The sequence below is a fragment of the Pseudonocardia nematodicida genome (assembly GCF_040105385.1).
Taxonomy (GTDB): Bacteria; Actinomycetota; Actinomycetes; order Mycobacteriales; family Pseudonocardiaceae; genus Pseudonocardia; species Pseudonocardia nematodicida.
Map to the genome: position 1 here is coordinate 417225 of NZ_JBEDNQ010000004.1, position 14506 is coordinate 431730.

The window sequence follows — 14506 nt, forward strand, 5'->3', positions numbered from 1 at the left end:
TCGACCACGGTCGGCGTGCATGGTGGAATCACACCGATGGAATCGTGGTCCGAGGCGCTCCGGGACGTGATGGACGTTCCCGGAGCTCGCTACGCCTGCATCACCGACCTGGCCGGTGCGGTGCTCGCCGCGCGCGGCGACGGCGGTGGCAGTGGCGGCGGCGAGGTGCCCGCACCGGACCCGGCCGGCACCGCGGCGGCGGCCGCACCGCCGCCCGACCAGGCGACGACCCTGCTCGGCTGGGGCCGCGGACAGGCCGCGCTGGAGGACGTCGTGGTCACGACCGGCCAGGCCTATCACCTGGTGCGCACGCTGCCCCGGGGTGGCGACGCGCTGCTGGCCTACCTGCGGGTGGACCGGTCCCGGGGCAACCTCGCACTCGCCAGGCGGGCGCTGCAGGCACTCCCCGGAAACCCTTCCCCACCTGCGCAGATGCTCGCGCCGCCGGTCCCGGACACCGCGCGCCGAGGGCCCGCCGGCGCGACCCGGTCCCGGCCGGTCCACCCGCAGCCCTCCCGTACCGGCATCCCGGCGCCGCCGATCCCGATCCCGGTCCAGTCCCGGGCACCCGTCGTCGAGCGGCACCCGCCGTTGCCGGTCCCGCTGCCCCGCCGGGGCCACGACCACCCCGGCGACGACGGTGCGGACGCCCCCGGACCGGCCGTCGGCGGCCCACCGGTCGCACCCCCCGGCCCACCGGGCGGGCGGTGGGCGGACGATCTCTCGACGTTGGCCCGGGTGCTCGCCGGCCTCCGACGCCTGTGAACGGTCGCGCACGACGGAAGTTGACGCGCACAGTTTTCGCGTTATCGTTACGGCTCCCGGGTCGAATCGTCGATCTTCTTTCCGAAACCCCGCACCGAGAGCGACACCCGGGCAGCTTCCCTGAATCTCGAGACACGACGCTGGCGCGCCGTGCGGAGGAATGCGTGATGAACAACATCGATCGTTCGCTGGACATGGCCGCCAACATCAAGGGCGCGTTCGCGGTCGCGATCGTCGACTTCGAGAGCGGCATGACTCTGGGCTCCCGGGGCGGCAGCCCGGAGTTCGACCTCGACGTCGCCGCGCCCGGCAACTCCGAGGTGGTCCGCACCAAGCTCGAGGTGATGCAGAAGCTCGGGCTCCGGGAGACCATCGAGGACATCCTGATCACGCTGGACACCCAGTACCACCTGATCCGGATCATCCGCGGCACCGACGAGCAGATGTTCTTCTACCTGGTGCTCAACCGCGCCCAGGCCAACCTGGCCATGGCCCGGCGCGACCTCCGGGTGATCGAGCAGCAGTTCGCCATGGCCGCACCGCAGGCCGCCCCGCAGCAGGGGCAGGCGTACTTCCCCGCCCAGCAGCGCTGATCCGGCTCTTCCGCGTGGGACGTCACCGGCACGCGGTCGCGGTCCGCACCGACGGCCTCGCCGCGGTGCTCGGACCGCTGCTCGACGACCCCAGGGTCCGGTCGGCGGCCCTGGTCGACGTCGACAGCGGGATGGTGCTCGACGCCTGCGGCCCGGACACCGCGGCCGGACGCACCGGCACGGGCCGGGCCGGGGACCACGACCATCGCGACGAGGTACGCGGGGCCGCGCACGCCGAGCTGGTCCGGATCGGGCTCGCCCTCGCGCCCGCCTCCGGCGGCCTCGTCGGCCTGGTCCTGGAGGCCGGGCCGGACCGGCACGTCCTGCACACCGTCCCGGACCCGCACGGCGGGAAGCTCGCGCTGTCCGTCGTCGTCCGCGGTCCGGACCGGGTGGTCGCCAAGGTGCGACGACGGCTGCGCGCGATCTCCGAGTCGGCGCTGACGGCCGGTCCGTCCGTCGCGGTCCGGCCCGGCTCCGCCGGCTGGACGGTGCCCGGCACGGCACCGCAGCCGGACCCGTCCACGAACGGCCGCCCCGGGCCGCACACGACCGGGCGACCGGGACCGCACACGACGGCGCAGGCCGGGCCGCACGCGACCGTTCCACCGGGGCCGCACGCGACCGTTCCACCGGGGCCGCACGCGACCGTTCCACCGGGGCCGCACGCGACCGTTCCACCGGGGCCGCACACGACCGCGCGTCCGGGGGCGGCCCGGCAGTCCGGGCCGTCCACCCCGCCCCGCCCGGGCGAGGAGCCGGGGGCCCTGTTCCGCCCGGTGACGACGGCGGTGCCGCACCTGGTCCTCCCGCTCGGCCGCCCGCGGGATCCCGACGAGGTCACCGGCAGCGGCATCGACGCGACCGCGCCGTACCCCTCGGCGCCGCCCGCGTCGCCGCATCCGTCGGCCTCGCCGTCGCCCGCGGGCCCGTACCCGTCCTCGGTGACCCCGTCCCCGGCGGTCTCGTCGTCGCCGTACCCGGGGTCACCGGCTGCCCCGGAGTCCCCGGTGCCGGTCAGCCCGCCCGGACAGCCGCTCCGTCCGGCTCCGCCGGCGGCGATGCTGCCGGCGCCGCGGACGAACGGGACGTCCGCACCAGCAGCTCCCGCGGACCACGCGGACCCGGCTCCAGCAGACCGGTGATCCACCGGACCATCCGGATCGTCCGGTAGGCGGTCACGGCGACGAGCAGATCGGCCCAGGCGTGCAGCACGACGCCGTCGGCCAGCGCCTGGGTACCGGAGCGGAACCGCCAGACCAGCGTCACCGCGGCGAGCACCACGCAGGCCGCCCAGAGCGCCCACCACACCCGCAGCTCCCGCGACGGCGACGGCCGGTCGCCCGGCGGCAGCTCCAGCGCCGCGTGCTCGGTCTCGGCCAGCATCGAGCCGGGCGCGGTCAGGTTCCAGCCCGGGACCAGCCACCCGAGCACGATCCGCCGACGGGTCCGCCACGGCCGGATCCCCGCCCGCTCGGCCGCCGCGCGGTGCGCCGCGAGGCTCCAGGCGACCGTCAGGCCACCGGCGGCCACCGCCGCCACGACCGACGACCAGCCGGCGAACCAGACCAGCGCGTCGGACCAGCCGACCGCGACCGGCGAGAGCGCGTCGGACCGGCTGGCCAGCAGCAACGCGTACCGCCAGGCCTCGGCCACCGCGGCCAGCGCGCTCATCCCGGCCGTGACCCACAGCACCGGGATCAGCTGCCCGGCCATCGCCCGGGCCCGGTCGACGTTCCCGAGACCGCCGCCGGCCGCACCGGCCGGGGTCCGCCACGGCCCCAGCGGCAGGCCCCACCGCGGCACCGCCCGGTACCGGGGCGGGCCGGTGTACGCGGCGGCCGGGGCCGCGGGTTCGGCCGGACGGACGGCCCCCGGGAGGGTCTCCGGGGGCGGCGGCGACGCCACCCACTCCAGTGCCGCCAGGTACCGGCCGCACCACGGGCAGAACGCGCCGCTGCCGGGCGGTGCCTGCCGGCCGCAGCGGGTGCACGGCGGCAGCTCCGCGGGGCGGCCGGGCGGCCCGGTCGGCGCGGTCACGGGTCAGGCGATCCGGGGCGCGCTGCCGTCGTCGGTCACCACGGCCCGGCCGGACGCCGCCCAGTCCTGCATCCCGCCGGCCACGTTCACCGCGGGGTAGCCCTGCTGGGCCAGGTAGGCGACCACCCGCGCGGACCGGCCGCCGGAGCGGCACACCACGTACAGCGGGTCGTCGGCCGGGACCTCGCCCATCCGGCCCGCCAGCTCGGACATCGGCAGGTGGCGTGCGGTCGGGGCGTGGCCGGCGGTCCACTCGTCGAGCTCGCGGACGTCGAGCATCAGGGCGTCGGCGGACAGGTCGGACATGCTCACCGTGGGTACCGGGTCGGACATGGGGCCATCCTGCCACGCGGCGGGGTCAACCCCCGGTGAGCGCGTGCGACGCCTACCGGTCCGGACCGGGGTCGAACAGCGAACCGTGCGGGATCGTCAGCTCGTTGGGGTTCTCCGGCGGCGCCACGGGCCGGTGCCGGCCCGCCCCGTTCGCCGGACGGTGCGTGTCCTGTGCGACGGGCTCCGGGGCGTCCGGCAGTGGGCCGGCGCCCGCCGCACCGGAGCCGCCGAACAGGTCACCCGCCCGCCGGGTCGACCGGGCCGGGCCCGAACCGGCGCCTGCGGTGGGGCCGGCGGCCGCGGACGTGTGCCGCGGGCGGGCGTCGTCGGAGCCGTTGTAGGTCGGGATGGCCCCGACCGAGGTCGCGCTGACCGCCCGCGGGCGCGGCGGCGGCGCGGGCGCGGTGGTCGCCCGGACGGCGCCGGCCCCGGTCAGCGAGCGGACCTCCATCTCGGCGTAGCGGGCGGCGTCGGACCGCCCGCCGAGCAGGGTCCCGACGATCCCGAGCAGGAACGACGCCGGAATCGACACCAGGCCCGGGTTGGACAGCGGGAAGACCGCGAAGTCGGAGTCGGGGAGCATCGAGGTCGGCGAGCCGGAGACGGCCGGCGACACGACGATCAGCGAGACGCAGATCAGCACGCCGCCGTAGATGCTGCACAGCGCGCCGGTGGTGTTGAACCGCTTCCAGAACAGCGAGAACAGGATCGTCGGCAGGTTCGCCGAGGCCGCGACGGCGAAGGCGAGCGCCACCAGGAACGCCACGTTCTGGCCGTTCGCGATGATCCCGCCGGCGATCGCGATCAGTCCGATCCCGAGCGCGGTCGCCCGGGCCACCCGCACCTCGGAGTCCGGCGAGGCCTTCCCGCGGCGCAGGATCCCGGCGTAGACGTCGTGCGCGAACGAGGCCGACGCGGTGATCGTCAACCCGGCGACGACCGCGAGGATCGTCGCGAACGCCACCGCGGCGATCAGGCCGAGCATGATCTCGCCGCCGAGTTCGTAGGCGAGCAGCGGCGCCGCGTCGTTCTGGTTCTCCCGGGTGATCGTCCCGGGCGGCAGCAGCGCCATCGCGCCGTAGCCCAGCACCAGGGTGAACAGGTAGAACGTGCCGATCAGCCAGATCGCCCAGACCACCGAGCGGCGGGCCTCCTTGGCCGAGGGCACGGTGTAGAAGCGCATCAGGATGTGCGGCAGCCCCGCCGTCCCGAGCACCAGGGCCAGGCCCAGCGAGATGAAGTCGACCTTGTTGACGTACTGCAGCCCCGGCCCGAGCACCGCCTCGCCGTGCTCGGAGTTCTCGGTGGCCCGCGCCATCACCGCGGACAGGTCGAACCCGAACCGGCCCAGCACCCAGGCGGTCAGCACCGCCGAGCCGGTCAGCAGCAGACCGGCCTTGATGATCTGCACCCAGGTGGTGCCCTTCATGCCGCCGAACAGCACGTAGACCACCATCAGCCCGCCGACGACGACGATCACCATCGCCTGCCCGAACCGGTCGTCGGCCGGGATCTGCAGCAACAGCGAGATCAGCCCGCCGGCACCGGCCATCTGGGCGATCAGGTAGAAGAGCGACACGATCAGGGTGGAGGTCGCGGCCGCCGCGCGGACCGGGCGCTGCCGCATCCGGAACGCCAGCACGTCGCCCATCGTGAAGCGGCCGGTGTTGCGCAACAGCTCGGCGACGAGCAGCAGCGCCATCAGCCAGCCGACCAGGAAGCCGATCGAGTAGAGGAACCCGTCGTAGCCGTAGAGCGCGATGGCGCCGGCGATGCCCAGGAACGACGCGGCCGACAGGAAGTCCCCGGCGATCGCGGTGCCGTTCTGCGGCCCGGTGAAGGCGTGCCCGCCGGTGTAGTAGTCGGCCCGGGTCGCGTTGGTGCGGCTGACCCGGAGCACGATCATCAGCGTCACGATCACGAACAGCAGGAAGAAGCCCAGGTTGGCGGCCACGCTGCCGACCTCGTCGGCCCGGGCCAGCACGACGTCGGCAGTCATGCCCGTACCTCCCCGTTCCCCGCCATGCCGGCTTCGACCCTCTCCCGCAGCTCGGCCGCCGGGCCGTCGATCTCCCGCTCGGCGAACCGCACGTAGAGCGTGGTGATCACGAACGTGCTGACGAACTGGCCGAGCCCGACCAGCAGGCCGACGGTGATGGTCCCGAACACCTGGAACGACATGAACCCGGGCGCGTAGCTCGCCAGACCGACGTAGACCAGGTACCAGGTCAGGAAGATCGCCGTCATCGGGAAGACGAAACGGCGCAGCCGGCCACGGAGCTCCTGGAACTCCGGGCTCGCCTGGACCTGCTCGTAGTCGATGCTGCCGGTCGAGCGCGGGGAGGGGCTGCTCATGTTCGCATCAACGACAGCGTGTCGGCTTGGCGACGATGATCGCTACTGATAGTGGTGATTTTTCCCGAACCGGACCAATCACTACTCCGTTCCGGTTACCCGTCGTGGGCGGAACCGGACATCATTCTCACGAGCGGTCATCCAATCGGTCGCGCATGAGGCCCAAGCGCTCCGGCGCGTGCAGCCGCAGCAGCACCTGGTCGACGTCGATCGGCCGCCGGGGCCGGGTGAGCCGGCTCAGCACGATCATCGTGAGGAACGCCAGCGGGACGCTGACGATCGCGGGCCGGTGCAGCAGGACCTCCGCCCAGCTGCCGCCGACCCCGGCCACCAGCGGGTCCAGGCCGGCCAGCGCGGCGACGACGGCGGTCGTCGAGACCACGCCGCCGACGAGCACACCGGCGATCGCGCCGACGTCGGTCAAGCCGCGCCACCAGATGCCCAGGATCAGCAGCGGGCAGAAGGTCGACGCGGCCACCGCGAAGACCAGCGCGACGGCCTCGGCGAAGTTCAGCCCGGTCGGCACCAGCGCGACGATCGTCGGCGGGACCCCGGCCAGCACGGTGGCCAGCGGGAACCGGGCGGTCATGCTGCCCCGGCGGGGCAGCACGTCGGTGGAGACGACGCTGGCCAGGCTGACGAGCAGGCCGGACGCGGTGGACAGGAACGCCGCCCACGCCCCGGCGGCGACCAGCCCGCCGATCACCACACCCAGCACGTCGCTGCCCAGCATCGCCGTCGGGAGGAGCAGCACCGCGGCGTCGCTGCGGCCGGTGACCAGCAGCTGCGGGGTGTAGACCCGCGACAGCACGCCCATCATCGTCACCATGACGTAGAACCCGCCGAGCATCGCGAGCACGAGGACGGCGCTGCGCCGGGCCGCCCGCCCGTCGGAGTTGGTGTAGAAGCGGCCCAGCACGTGCGGCAGGCCCATGGTGCCGAGGAAGGTCGCCAGGATCAGCGAGTAGGTGGCCAGGAGCTGATGCTCCCCGGCGGTGGCGAACGGACGCAGCCAGGTCTCGTCGTCGGCCGGCGCGCCGCTGGTCACGGGCACCGGCTCACCGGCGGCGAACTCCAGCTCGGTGCCCTCGCCGACGTCGTGCGAGGAGCCCGCGACCCAGCGCACCGGGCCGTCGACCGGCTGCCCGTCGACGGTGCCGCGCGCGGTGACGTCGACCGAGAGCCGGACGTCGAGGGTCACCGGCGTGGTGACCGAGACCGTGGTCGGCTCGCGGAACTCGGGTGGCTCACCGCGGCCGAAGGTGTGGCCGTCGCCCAGCCAGATCAGCGCGCCGACGACGACCGGGACGGCGAGCGCGGTGAGCTTGAACCAGTACTGGAAGGCCTGCACGAACGTCACCGAGCGCATCCCGCCGCCGGCGACGGTCGCCAGCACGATCGCGCCGGCGGCCGCGGACCCGACCCAGTCGGGCATCCCGGTCACGACGCCGACCGTGAGCCCGGCGCCCTGCAGCTGCGGCAGCAGGTAGAGCCAGCAGATCAGGATGACGACGCCGGCGCACACCCGGCGCAGCGCCGGGGAGGCCAGCCGGGCGTCGGCGAAGTCGGGGACGGTGTAGGCGCCGGAGCGGCGCAGCGGCGCGGCGACGAACAGCAGCAGCGCGAGGTAGCCCGCGGTGTAGCCGACGGCGTACCAGAGCGCGTCGACGCCGTCGATCAGGATCAGCCCGGCGATGCCCAGGAAGGACGCCGCCGACAGGTACTCGCCGGAGATGGCGCTGGCGTTGAGCCGGGACGGGACCGACCGGGAGGCGACGAGGAAGTCCGACGTCAGCCGGGTCCGGTGGCCGACCGAGCCGATCACCGCGGACACCACGGCGACCAGGACGATCGCGACGAGCGAGACGATGGCGCCTGCGCTCACCGGTCCGCCACATCGTCGGCGAACTCCTGCTCGACGCTCTCGGCCGAGGTGACGAACCACCAGCCGAGGCCGAGCAGGAACGGGTAGACGAGCAGCCCCAGCAGCAGCCAGGGCAGGCGGATCCCGAGCACGGCGATCCCGCCGAGCACCGGGAACGCCATGAACAGCGCCGGGAGCAGGCCCAGCCCGATCAGCGCGACCATGCCGACCCGCAGCGAGAGCAGCAGCTGGCTGCGGACGAGCGAGTTCCGCAGGACCGTCCCGACGGTGCCGGGGTCCTGGACGTCGGAGAGCCCGCGCGACGAGTGCGCGGTGGACCGCCGCTCCGAGAGCACGATCCGGACCCGGCCGCCGGCCTCGTCCTCCCCGGCGGTCCCCGGGTCGGGCGCCGGCGCGTCCGTCGCGGCCGCGGCGAACCGGCGGGGCCGGGCACCGGTGTAGGGCTCCGGGCCGGGGACGACCAGTTCCGGGGACGAGGCGGTCGGGTCCGCGGCCGGATCCGGGGTGGGCGCCGGCGCGACCGGGACGTCCAGGCCGGGCGCCCGCCAGATGACCTCGGTGCGCTCGACGGCGGGTCCGCGGAGGTCGTCCGGATCGAGGTCGTCGGAGTCGAGGTCCTCGAAGTCGTCGCGCTCGTCGAGATCGTCGCGCCCGTCGAGGTCCTCGTCGAGGTCATCGAGGTCGTCGAGGATGCCGTCGGGGTCGGAGATGCCGGGGAAACCCGCGTGTTCCCGCTGCCCGCGGTCGGTGCCGGTGCCGGGCGCCGGGGCCGCGGCGGGGAGGCTCCCGGGCGACGGTGCCGCGGGGGTCGCCACCCCGGCCGGGGGCTCGCCTGCCCCGGCGGTACCCAGGTCCTCGCCGCCCGGCCGGCCGGTGCGGACGGGCGCCGTCTCGGGAGGGGGCTCGGGGGTGTGCTCCGGCGCGACCGGCGCCTCCGCGGGCGCCTCGGCCCGCCCGGCGAACAGGGCGGTGCGGTTCGGCGCCCACCCCTGTGACCAGGACGAGGTGGCGCCGGGGACCCGGCGCGGCAGCCCCGAGGAGCCCGCGGCCGGTGGCCACTGCTTGCCCTGCCCGGCGGGCCAGCCTCCGGTGTCGTCGGTCGGGCGCACCCCGTCGGGGGCGTAGGGGTCCGGGAGGAGGGTCGACCGGGGGCGCGGCCCGGCCGCGCGGAGCCGCGGGCGGTGCCGGCGCCACGCGTCGCCGTCCGCGGCGCTGCCGTCGGGCGCCGGAGCGGCGGTGCCGTCGGGCGCCGGAGCGGCGGTGCCATCGGGCGCCGGGTCGTGGGGTGCCGGGTCGTGGGGCGCTACGGGGGTGGCGGTGTCCGGGTCACCCGGGCCCGGAGCGGCGTCGGCCTCCGACGGCACCCCGGCGGGCGACGCCGGGGGCCGCTCACCACCCTGGGCGGGCTCCACCCGGGCGTGCCGGCCGGACTCGCCCGCGCGGTCGGCGACCCGGCGCGCGATCTCCTGCTGCAGCCACGTCGAGCCACCGTCGGTCTCGTCCGCGCGCCGGGACCGGCGGACCGCTCGGCCCTCCGGCGGAGCCCCGTTCCGGTCGCCGGAGTCACTGCCGTTCGCGCCACCGGAGGCGCTGCCGTTCCCGCTGCCGGCGTCACCGCCGTCCTCGCCGTGCGGCGCCGGGCGTGCGTCCGGGCGGCGTACGGCGCCCGAGATCCACGGGACGCGGGGCCGCGGCGTGGCGGCCCCGGGAACGGCCGCTCCGGTCGTCCCGGACGGGCCGGCGGTCCGGGGACCGGGACCGGTGGCCGGTCCCGGGTCCCGGTAGGTGTCCGCGGGCCCGGAGCGGTCGTCGTCGACCGCCTCCTCGGGCAACGGACGCACCGACGGCTGGACGCCGCCGGTGGGTCTGCTCACCTCTGGCTCCACGCCTGCTTGGTCGCGCGGACGAGCCGGTCCTTCAGTTCACGGGTGTGCCGGCGGCTGACCGGCAGCTCGGCGGTCTCCGAGCCGGAGCCGATCCGGACGACGTACCCGGACCCGGCCAGCCGCAGCTCGGTGACCAGCGGCAAGGCGACCAGGAAGGACCGGTGGATGCGGACGAAACCGGCGTCCCGCCAGCGGTCCTCGAGGACCGACAGCGGGATCCGGACCAGGTGGCTGCCCTCGGTGGTGTGCAGCCGGGCGTAGTCGCCCTGGGCCTCGACGTACCGCACCGCCGAGCGGGGCACCAGCTTGGTCGTGCCGGCCAGCTCGACCGGGATGACCTCGTCGTCGCCGCCGCTCTCCTCGCGGACCGGCGCGGACGGCCCCGGACGCTGGGTGGCGAGGATCCGGTCCAGCGCGGCCGAGAGCCGCTCGGTGCGCAGCGGCTTGAGCAGGTAGTCGATGGCGCCGACGTCGTAGGCGTCGACGGCGCGGTCGTCGTGCGCGGTCACGAACACGATCGCGGGCTGGACGGCCATGCCGGTGAGCACCCGGGCGAGCTCGAGGCCGTCGAGGCCGGGCATCCGGATGTCGAGGAAGACGACGTCGATGTCGGTCTGCTCGGCGACGTCGGTACCGCCGCCGGACGGTCCGCCCGCCGGTGCGCCCGCGCGACGGCCGTTGAGGATGCGCAGCGCCTCGGTCGACTCCGAGGCCGTCAGGACGGTCGCGACACGCGGGTCCTCGTTCAGCAGGAAGGCCATCTCCTCGAGCGCGGGCTGCTCGTCGTCCACCGCGAGCACGACCAGTCCGCGGGGGGTGGTCTCGTTGCTGTCCACGATCTCCTCATCCTGCTTCCGGGCCGGGGCCGGGCGGCCCTCCGGCGTCGATCATCGTTCGACGCCGCGACCATGGTGACGCGCGAACGCGCGGAGTGCCAGGGCACGAACCGGATCGGTGACCGACCGGGCACACGGGGCGACATCCGGTCGAACCGGAGGGCCGGGCGGTCACAGCCCGTACCGAGCCCATGTCGCTTTCGTCTCCAGCGCCGCGAGCAGCTCGAACCCGAGCTCGGCCGGACCCGCCGACGATGGGCCACCGGCCCCGAGCCGGGCGAGCAGTGGCCTGCGTTGCTCGACCGGTCGCTGCTCGGCGTCACCGAACCGCGCGGTGAGCACCTCGTGCGCGGTGCCGATCCCGTCGACCAGTCCCAGCTCGCGGGCGCGCTCGCCGAGCCACACCTCGCCGTCGAACAGCTCGGTGCCGGTCGCGAGACGGTCGCCCCGGCGCTCGCGGACCCAGTCGGCGAAGCGGTCGTGCAGCTGCTCCTGCAGGCCGGTCAGCCAGGCGACGTCCTCCGCCTTCTCCGGCAGGAACGGGTCCAGACGCGACTTCGAGCCGCCCGCGGTGTGCAGCCGCCGGCTCACGCCCCACTTCTCGATCAGCCCGTCGAGCCCGAACCCGGAGCTGATCACGCCGATCGAGCCGACGATCGAGGTGGAGCAGGCGTAGATCTCGTCGGCGGCGCAGGCGAGCCAGTACCCCCCGGAAGCGGCGACGTCCTCGCAGAACGCCAGCACCGGGACGTCCTTCTCGGCGGCGAGTGCACGGATCCGGTCGCCGATGAGCTGCGACTGGGTCGGCGACCCGCCCGGCGAGTTGATCACCAGCGCCACCGCGGCGAGCGGCTCCGGAGCGAAGGCCCGCTCCAGAAGCTTCTCCACCGAGTGGGCGTTGATCACCTGCCGGGGCACCGGCGCGGCCTGCGCGCTGATCACCCCGTGCAGACGCACCACCGACACCACGGGCCGGCCGGTCGCGCCCACGGTGTCGCCGAGGCGGCCGGGCAGTCGAGAGGTCACCGCAGCGGGGATACGCAGGACGTCCATGCCGATCCACGGTACGCGGGAGCGCTGTGTGACGTGGGGTGACCGGATCGGCACAACCCGCCTCGATGTGGATCACCCGGGAGGAGCAGCGCCCCTCCTACGCTGGTCAGGCTCGGATGCCGGCCCGGAACTTGGGGACCCGGAGAGTGATCTTCATTCCGGCCCCGACGTTGGTGTCGACCACGAGCCCGAAGTTGTCCCCGAACGCCGAGCGCATCCGGTCGTCGACGTTGCCCAGCCCGACGTGCGCCCCGGACAGGTGGGCGTCGTCGAGATCCTCGTTGAGCCGGGCCGGGTCCATGCCGACGCCGTCGTCCTCGACGACGATCACGCACTCCGAGCCCGCGTTCTCCGCCCTGATCGTGACCGTGCCGCCGTTCGGCTTGCCGGACAGGCCGTGCCGGACCGCGTTCTCCACCAGCGGCTGCAGCGCCAGGAACGGCAGGACGACGTTCTGCACCTCGGGGTCGATCTGCAGCTGGATGTTGAGCCGGTTGCCGAAGCGGGCCTTCTCCAGCCGCACGTAGCGCTCGATGTTGTCGAGCTCGTCGGTCAGCGTCGTGTACTCGCCGGCGGAGCGGAACGAGTACCGGGTGAAGTCCGCGAACTCGATCAGCAGCTCGCGGGCCCGGGCCGGGTCGGTCCGGATGAACGACGCGATCGTGGTCAGGGCGTTGTAGACGAAGTGCGGCGAGATCTGCGCCCGCAGCGCCCGGACCTCGGCCCGGTTGAGCCGGGCCCGCGAGTCGTCCAGCTCCGCCAGCTCGAGCTGGCTGGACACGTAGCGGGCGACCTCACCGGTGGCCCGCAGCACGGGCGGACCCGCGGTGGCCGGGGTGAGCGCGGCGAGCGTGCCGATGATGCTCCCGTCGCTCTCCAGGGGCACCACGACGATCCCGCGCACCTCGCACCCGGGCTGGTTGCACTTGATCGAGGTGTGGCTCATCAGCTCCATCCGGCCGGTGGCGATCACCCGGTCGGCGAGCGTCTGCACGTCCTGCTGGTGCTGGTCGGCGCTGCCGTCCCAGCCGAGCACCGTGCCGCGGGAGTCGGTCATCGCCATGGCCGTGGTCTCCAGCAGCTGCCGCAGGTAGGGCAGGGCCTGCGACGCGGAGCGCGACGACAGCCCCTCGCGCAGGACCGGCGCGGCCAGCGCCACCGTGTGCAGGGCCGAGAAGGTGGCCTTGGCGAGCGGGGAGACCATGTTGTTGCGCCGGTTGCGCTGCCATCCGAACACGAGGACCGCGACGGCGAGCACGACGACGGCGACCACGATCAGCAGCACCACCGACGGCGTGAGCACCCCGGTCCCGTCCGTGACCGCCTGGAGAGCCGGACCCGACACCGCGCGCACCTACCTCACCAACCGGGACAGCCGCCGGTCGGCGAGCGGCTTGCCACCGGTCTGGCAGGTCGGACAGTACTGGAACGACCGGTCCGCGAAAGAGACCTCCCGGACGGTGTCGCCACAGACCGGACACGGCAGCCCGGTGCGCGCGTGCACCCGCAGGCCGGAGCGCTTCTCGCCCTTCAGCTCGGCCGCGCCCTGCCCCACCGACCGGGTGACGGCGTCGGTCAGCACGCCGTGCACCGCCTCGAACAGCGCGTCCCGGCCGGCCTCGCCGAGCCGGGCCGCGGTGGCGTACGGGGACAGCTTCGCGGTGTGCAGGATCTCGTCGGAGTAGGCGTTGCCGATGCCGGCGATCGTGGGCTGGTCGGTGAGCACCGTCTTGAGCCGGCGGGTGTCGCCGTCGAGCAGCGCGCCGAACCCGGCGCGGGACAGCTCGAGGGCGTCCGGCCCGAGCCGGGCGATCCCGGGGACCTGCGCGGGGTCGCCGACCAGGTAGACCGCCAGCCGCTTCTGGGTACCGGCCTCGGTGAGGTCGAACCCGGGCCCGCCCACCTCGTCGAGGTGCACGCGCAGCTGTAGCGGACCCCGCCCCGGCTTGGGCGGCGCGGTCCCCGCGGAGGCGTGCCACCGCAGCCAGCCGGCCCGGGAGAGGTGGGTGATCAGGTGCAGCTCGCCGGAGTCCGGCCGGTCGGCGAAGTCCACGGACAGGAACTTCCCGAAGCGGGACGCGCCCGTCACCACCCGCCCGGCGAGCGCGGAGACCGGTGGGTCGAAGGTCTTCAGCGCGCTCATCGAGGCCAGGTCCACCCGGGCCACCGGGCGGTACACCGCGTGCTCGCGCAGGTGGTGGGCCAGCGCCTCCACCTCGGGCAGTTCCGGCACCGCGACCCCCCTAGTTGACGGGCTGCAGCGGGCTGTCCGCGTGGCCCGGCGTCGACCGGTTCCGCAGGCTCCGGACGACCACCCGGGTCTCCTCGCGGGCGGCGGCGAGCCCGCGCACCATGCCGCTCCAGTGCTCGGCGGGCAGGTCGTACCCGCCCTGGGTCCGGGCGACGATCGTGAAGGGCCGCCGCAGCAGCCAGCGGGTCGGGAAGAACCCGATGCCGGCCAGCGCGATGATCCAGTAGAACCACGGGAAGTGCACGTCGGACGGGGCCCAGACGATGAGCACCAGCCAGAAGAACGCGAGCATGGACAGGATCAGGACGACGGCGCCGCGGCCACCGTCGACGTCGTGCTCGAACTCGTCCCCCACCGCGGGCGTGGTCCACTCGATGTGCCGCTGCACCTGCCACTCGCGGTGGTCGGCCGCCATGACCGTCTTCGTACCCATCGGCTGCTCCCCTGGCCCGTACCGGTGTCGATGTTCCCACAGGGAGGCGACGGAACCGAGTGTCCGCGCGGGGCGG

The 14506-nt window shown here is 74.6% G+C and carries 12 protein-coding genes and 1 pseudogene; 2 read left to right on the forward strand and 11 right to left on the reverse strand.

Annotated elements, in window-relative coordinates; genetic code table 11:
* Positions 1 to 36: 36 nt before the first annotated feature.
* Both WIS52_RS12355 and WIS52_RS12360 read left to right on the forward strand, forming a co-directional pair.
* Entirely contained in the window at positions 37 to 765 is a 729-nt protein-coding gene (locus WIS52_RS12355; RefSeq protein WP_349298329.1) for a hypothetical protein, read from the forward strand.
* A 167-nt stretch (positions 766 to 932) separates the two neighbouring features.
* The gene (locus WIS52_RS12360) at positions 933 to 1358 is read left to right on the forward strand and encodes a hypothetical protein (protein WP_349298330.1); all 426 of its coding nucleotides are present in this window, start codon (positions 933 to 935) and stop codon (positions 1356 to 1358) included.
* A gap of 1017 nt (positions 1359 to 2375) precedes the next feature.
* Here WIS52_RS12360 and WIS52_RS12365 read toward each other — a convergent pair.
* The 11 genes and pseudogenes from WIS52_RS12365 to WIS52_RS12415 all read right to left on the reverse strand — a co-directional run bounded on the left by WIS52_RS12365 (position 2376) and on the right by WIS52_RS12415 (position 14430).
* On the reverse strand, positions 2376 to 3398 hold the full coding sequence (locus WIS52_RS12365; RefSeq protein ID WP_349298331.1) for a DUF4328 domain-containing protein: 1023 nt from the start codon (positions 3396 to 3398) through the stop codon (positions 2376 to 2378).
* Between the two features lie 3 nt (positions 3399 to 3401).
* On the reverse strand, positions 3402 to 3731 hold the full coding sequence (locus WIS52_RS12370) for a rhodanese-like domain-containing protein (RefSeq protein ID WP_349298332.1): 330 nt from the start codon (positions 3729 to 3731) through the stop codon (positions 3402 to 3404).
* Positions 3732 to 4140: 409 nt separating this feature from the next.
* Positions 4141 to 5730, reverse strand: a pseudogene (locus WIS52_RS12375) (solute symporter family protein); the annotation flags it as partial.
* Positions 5727 to 6086 carry a DUF485 domain-containing protein gene (locus WIS52_RS12380; protein ID WP_349298333.1) on the reverse strand — a complete coding sequence of 120 codons (360 nt, stop codon included), beginning with the start codon at positions 6084 to 6086 and terminating at the stop codon, positions 5727 to 5729. The gene WIS52_RS12380 and the pseudogene WIS52_RS12375, both read right to left, overlap by 4 nt.
* A gap of 127 nt (positions 6087 to 6213) precedes the next feature.
* Positions 6214 to 7971: a sodium/solute symporter gene (locus tag WIS52_RS12385; protein ID WP_349298334.1), complete on the reverse strand. Its 1758-nt coding sequence runs from the start codon at positions 7969 to 7971 to the stop codon at positions 6214 to 6216.
* A complete protein-coding gene (locus WIS52_RS12390; RefSeq protein ID WP_349298335.1) occupies positions 7968 to 9845 on the reverse strand; it encodes a hypothetical protein in 1878 nt (625 codons plus the stop codon). Before WIS52_RS12390 ends, WIS52_RS12385 begins: the two co-directional genes overlap by 4 nt.
* Complete coding sequence (locus tag WIS52_RS12395) at positions 9842 to 10693, reverse strand: LytR/AlgR family response regulator transcription factor (protein WP_349298336.1); 852 nt, start codon at positions 10691 to 10693, stop codon at positions 9842 to 9844. Before WIS52_RS12395 ends, WIS52_RS12390 begins: the two co-directional genes overlap by 4 nt.
* Positions 10694 to 10864: 171 nt before the next feature.
* Entirely contained in the window at positions 10865 to 11737 is an 873-nt protein-coding gene (locus WIS52_RS12400) for a S49 family peptidase (RefSeq protein ID WP_379610601.1), read from the reverse strand.
* A 115-nt stretch (positions 11738 to 11852) separates the two neighbouring features.
* A complete protein-coding gene (locus WIS52_RS12405; protein ID WP_349298338.1) occupies positions 11853 to 13091 on the reverse strand; it encodes a sensor histidine kinase in 1239 nt (412 codons plus the stop codon).
* A 9-nt stretch (positions 13092 to 13100) separates the two neighbouring features.
* The gene (locus WIS52_RS12410; RefSeq protein WP_349298339.1) at positions 13101 to 13979 is read right to left on the reverse strand and encodes a DNA-formamidopyrimidine glycosylase family protein; all 879 of its coding nucleotides are present in this window, start codon (positions 13977 to 13979) and stop codon (positions 13101 to 13103) included.
* 10 nt (positions 13980 to 13989) lie between these two features.
* A complete protein-coding gene (locus tag WIS52_RS12415) occupies positions 13990 to 14430 on the reverse strand; it encodes a hypothetical protein (protein ID WP_349298340.1) in 441 nt (146 codons plus the stop codon).
* Positions 14431 to 14506 lie beyond the last annotated feature (76 nt).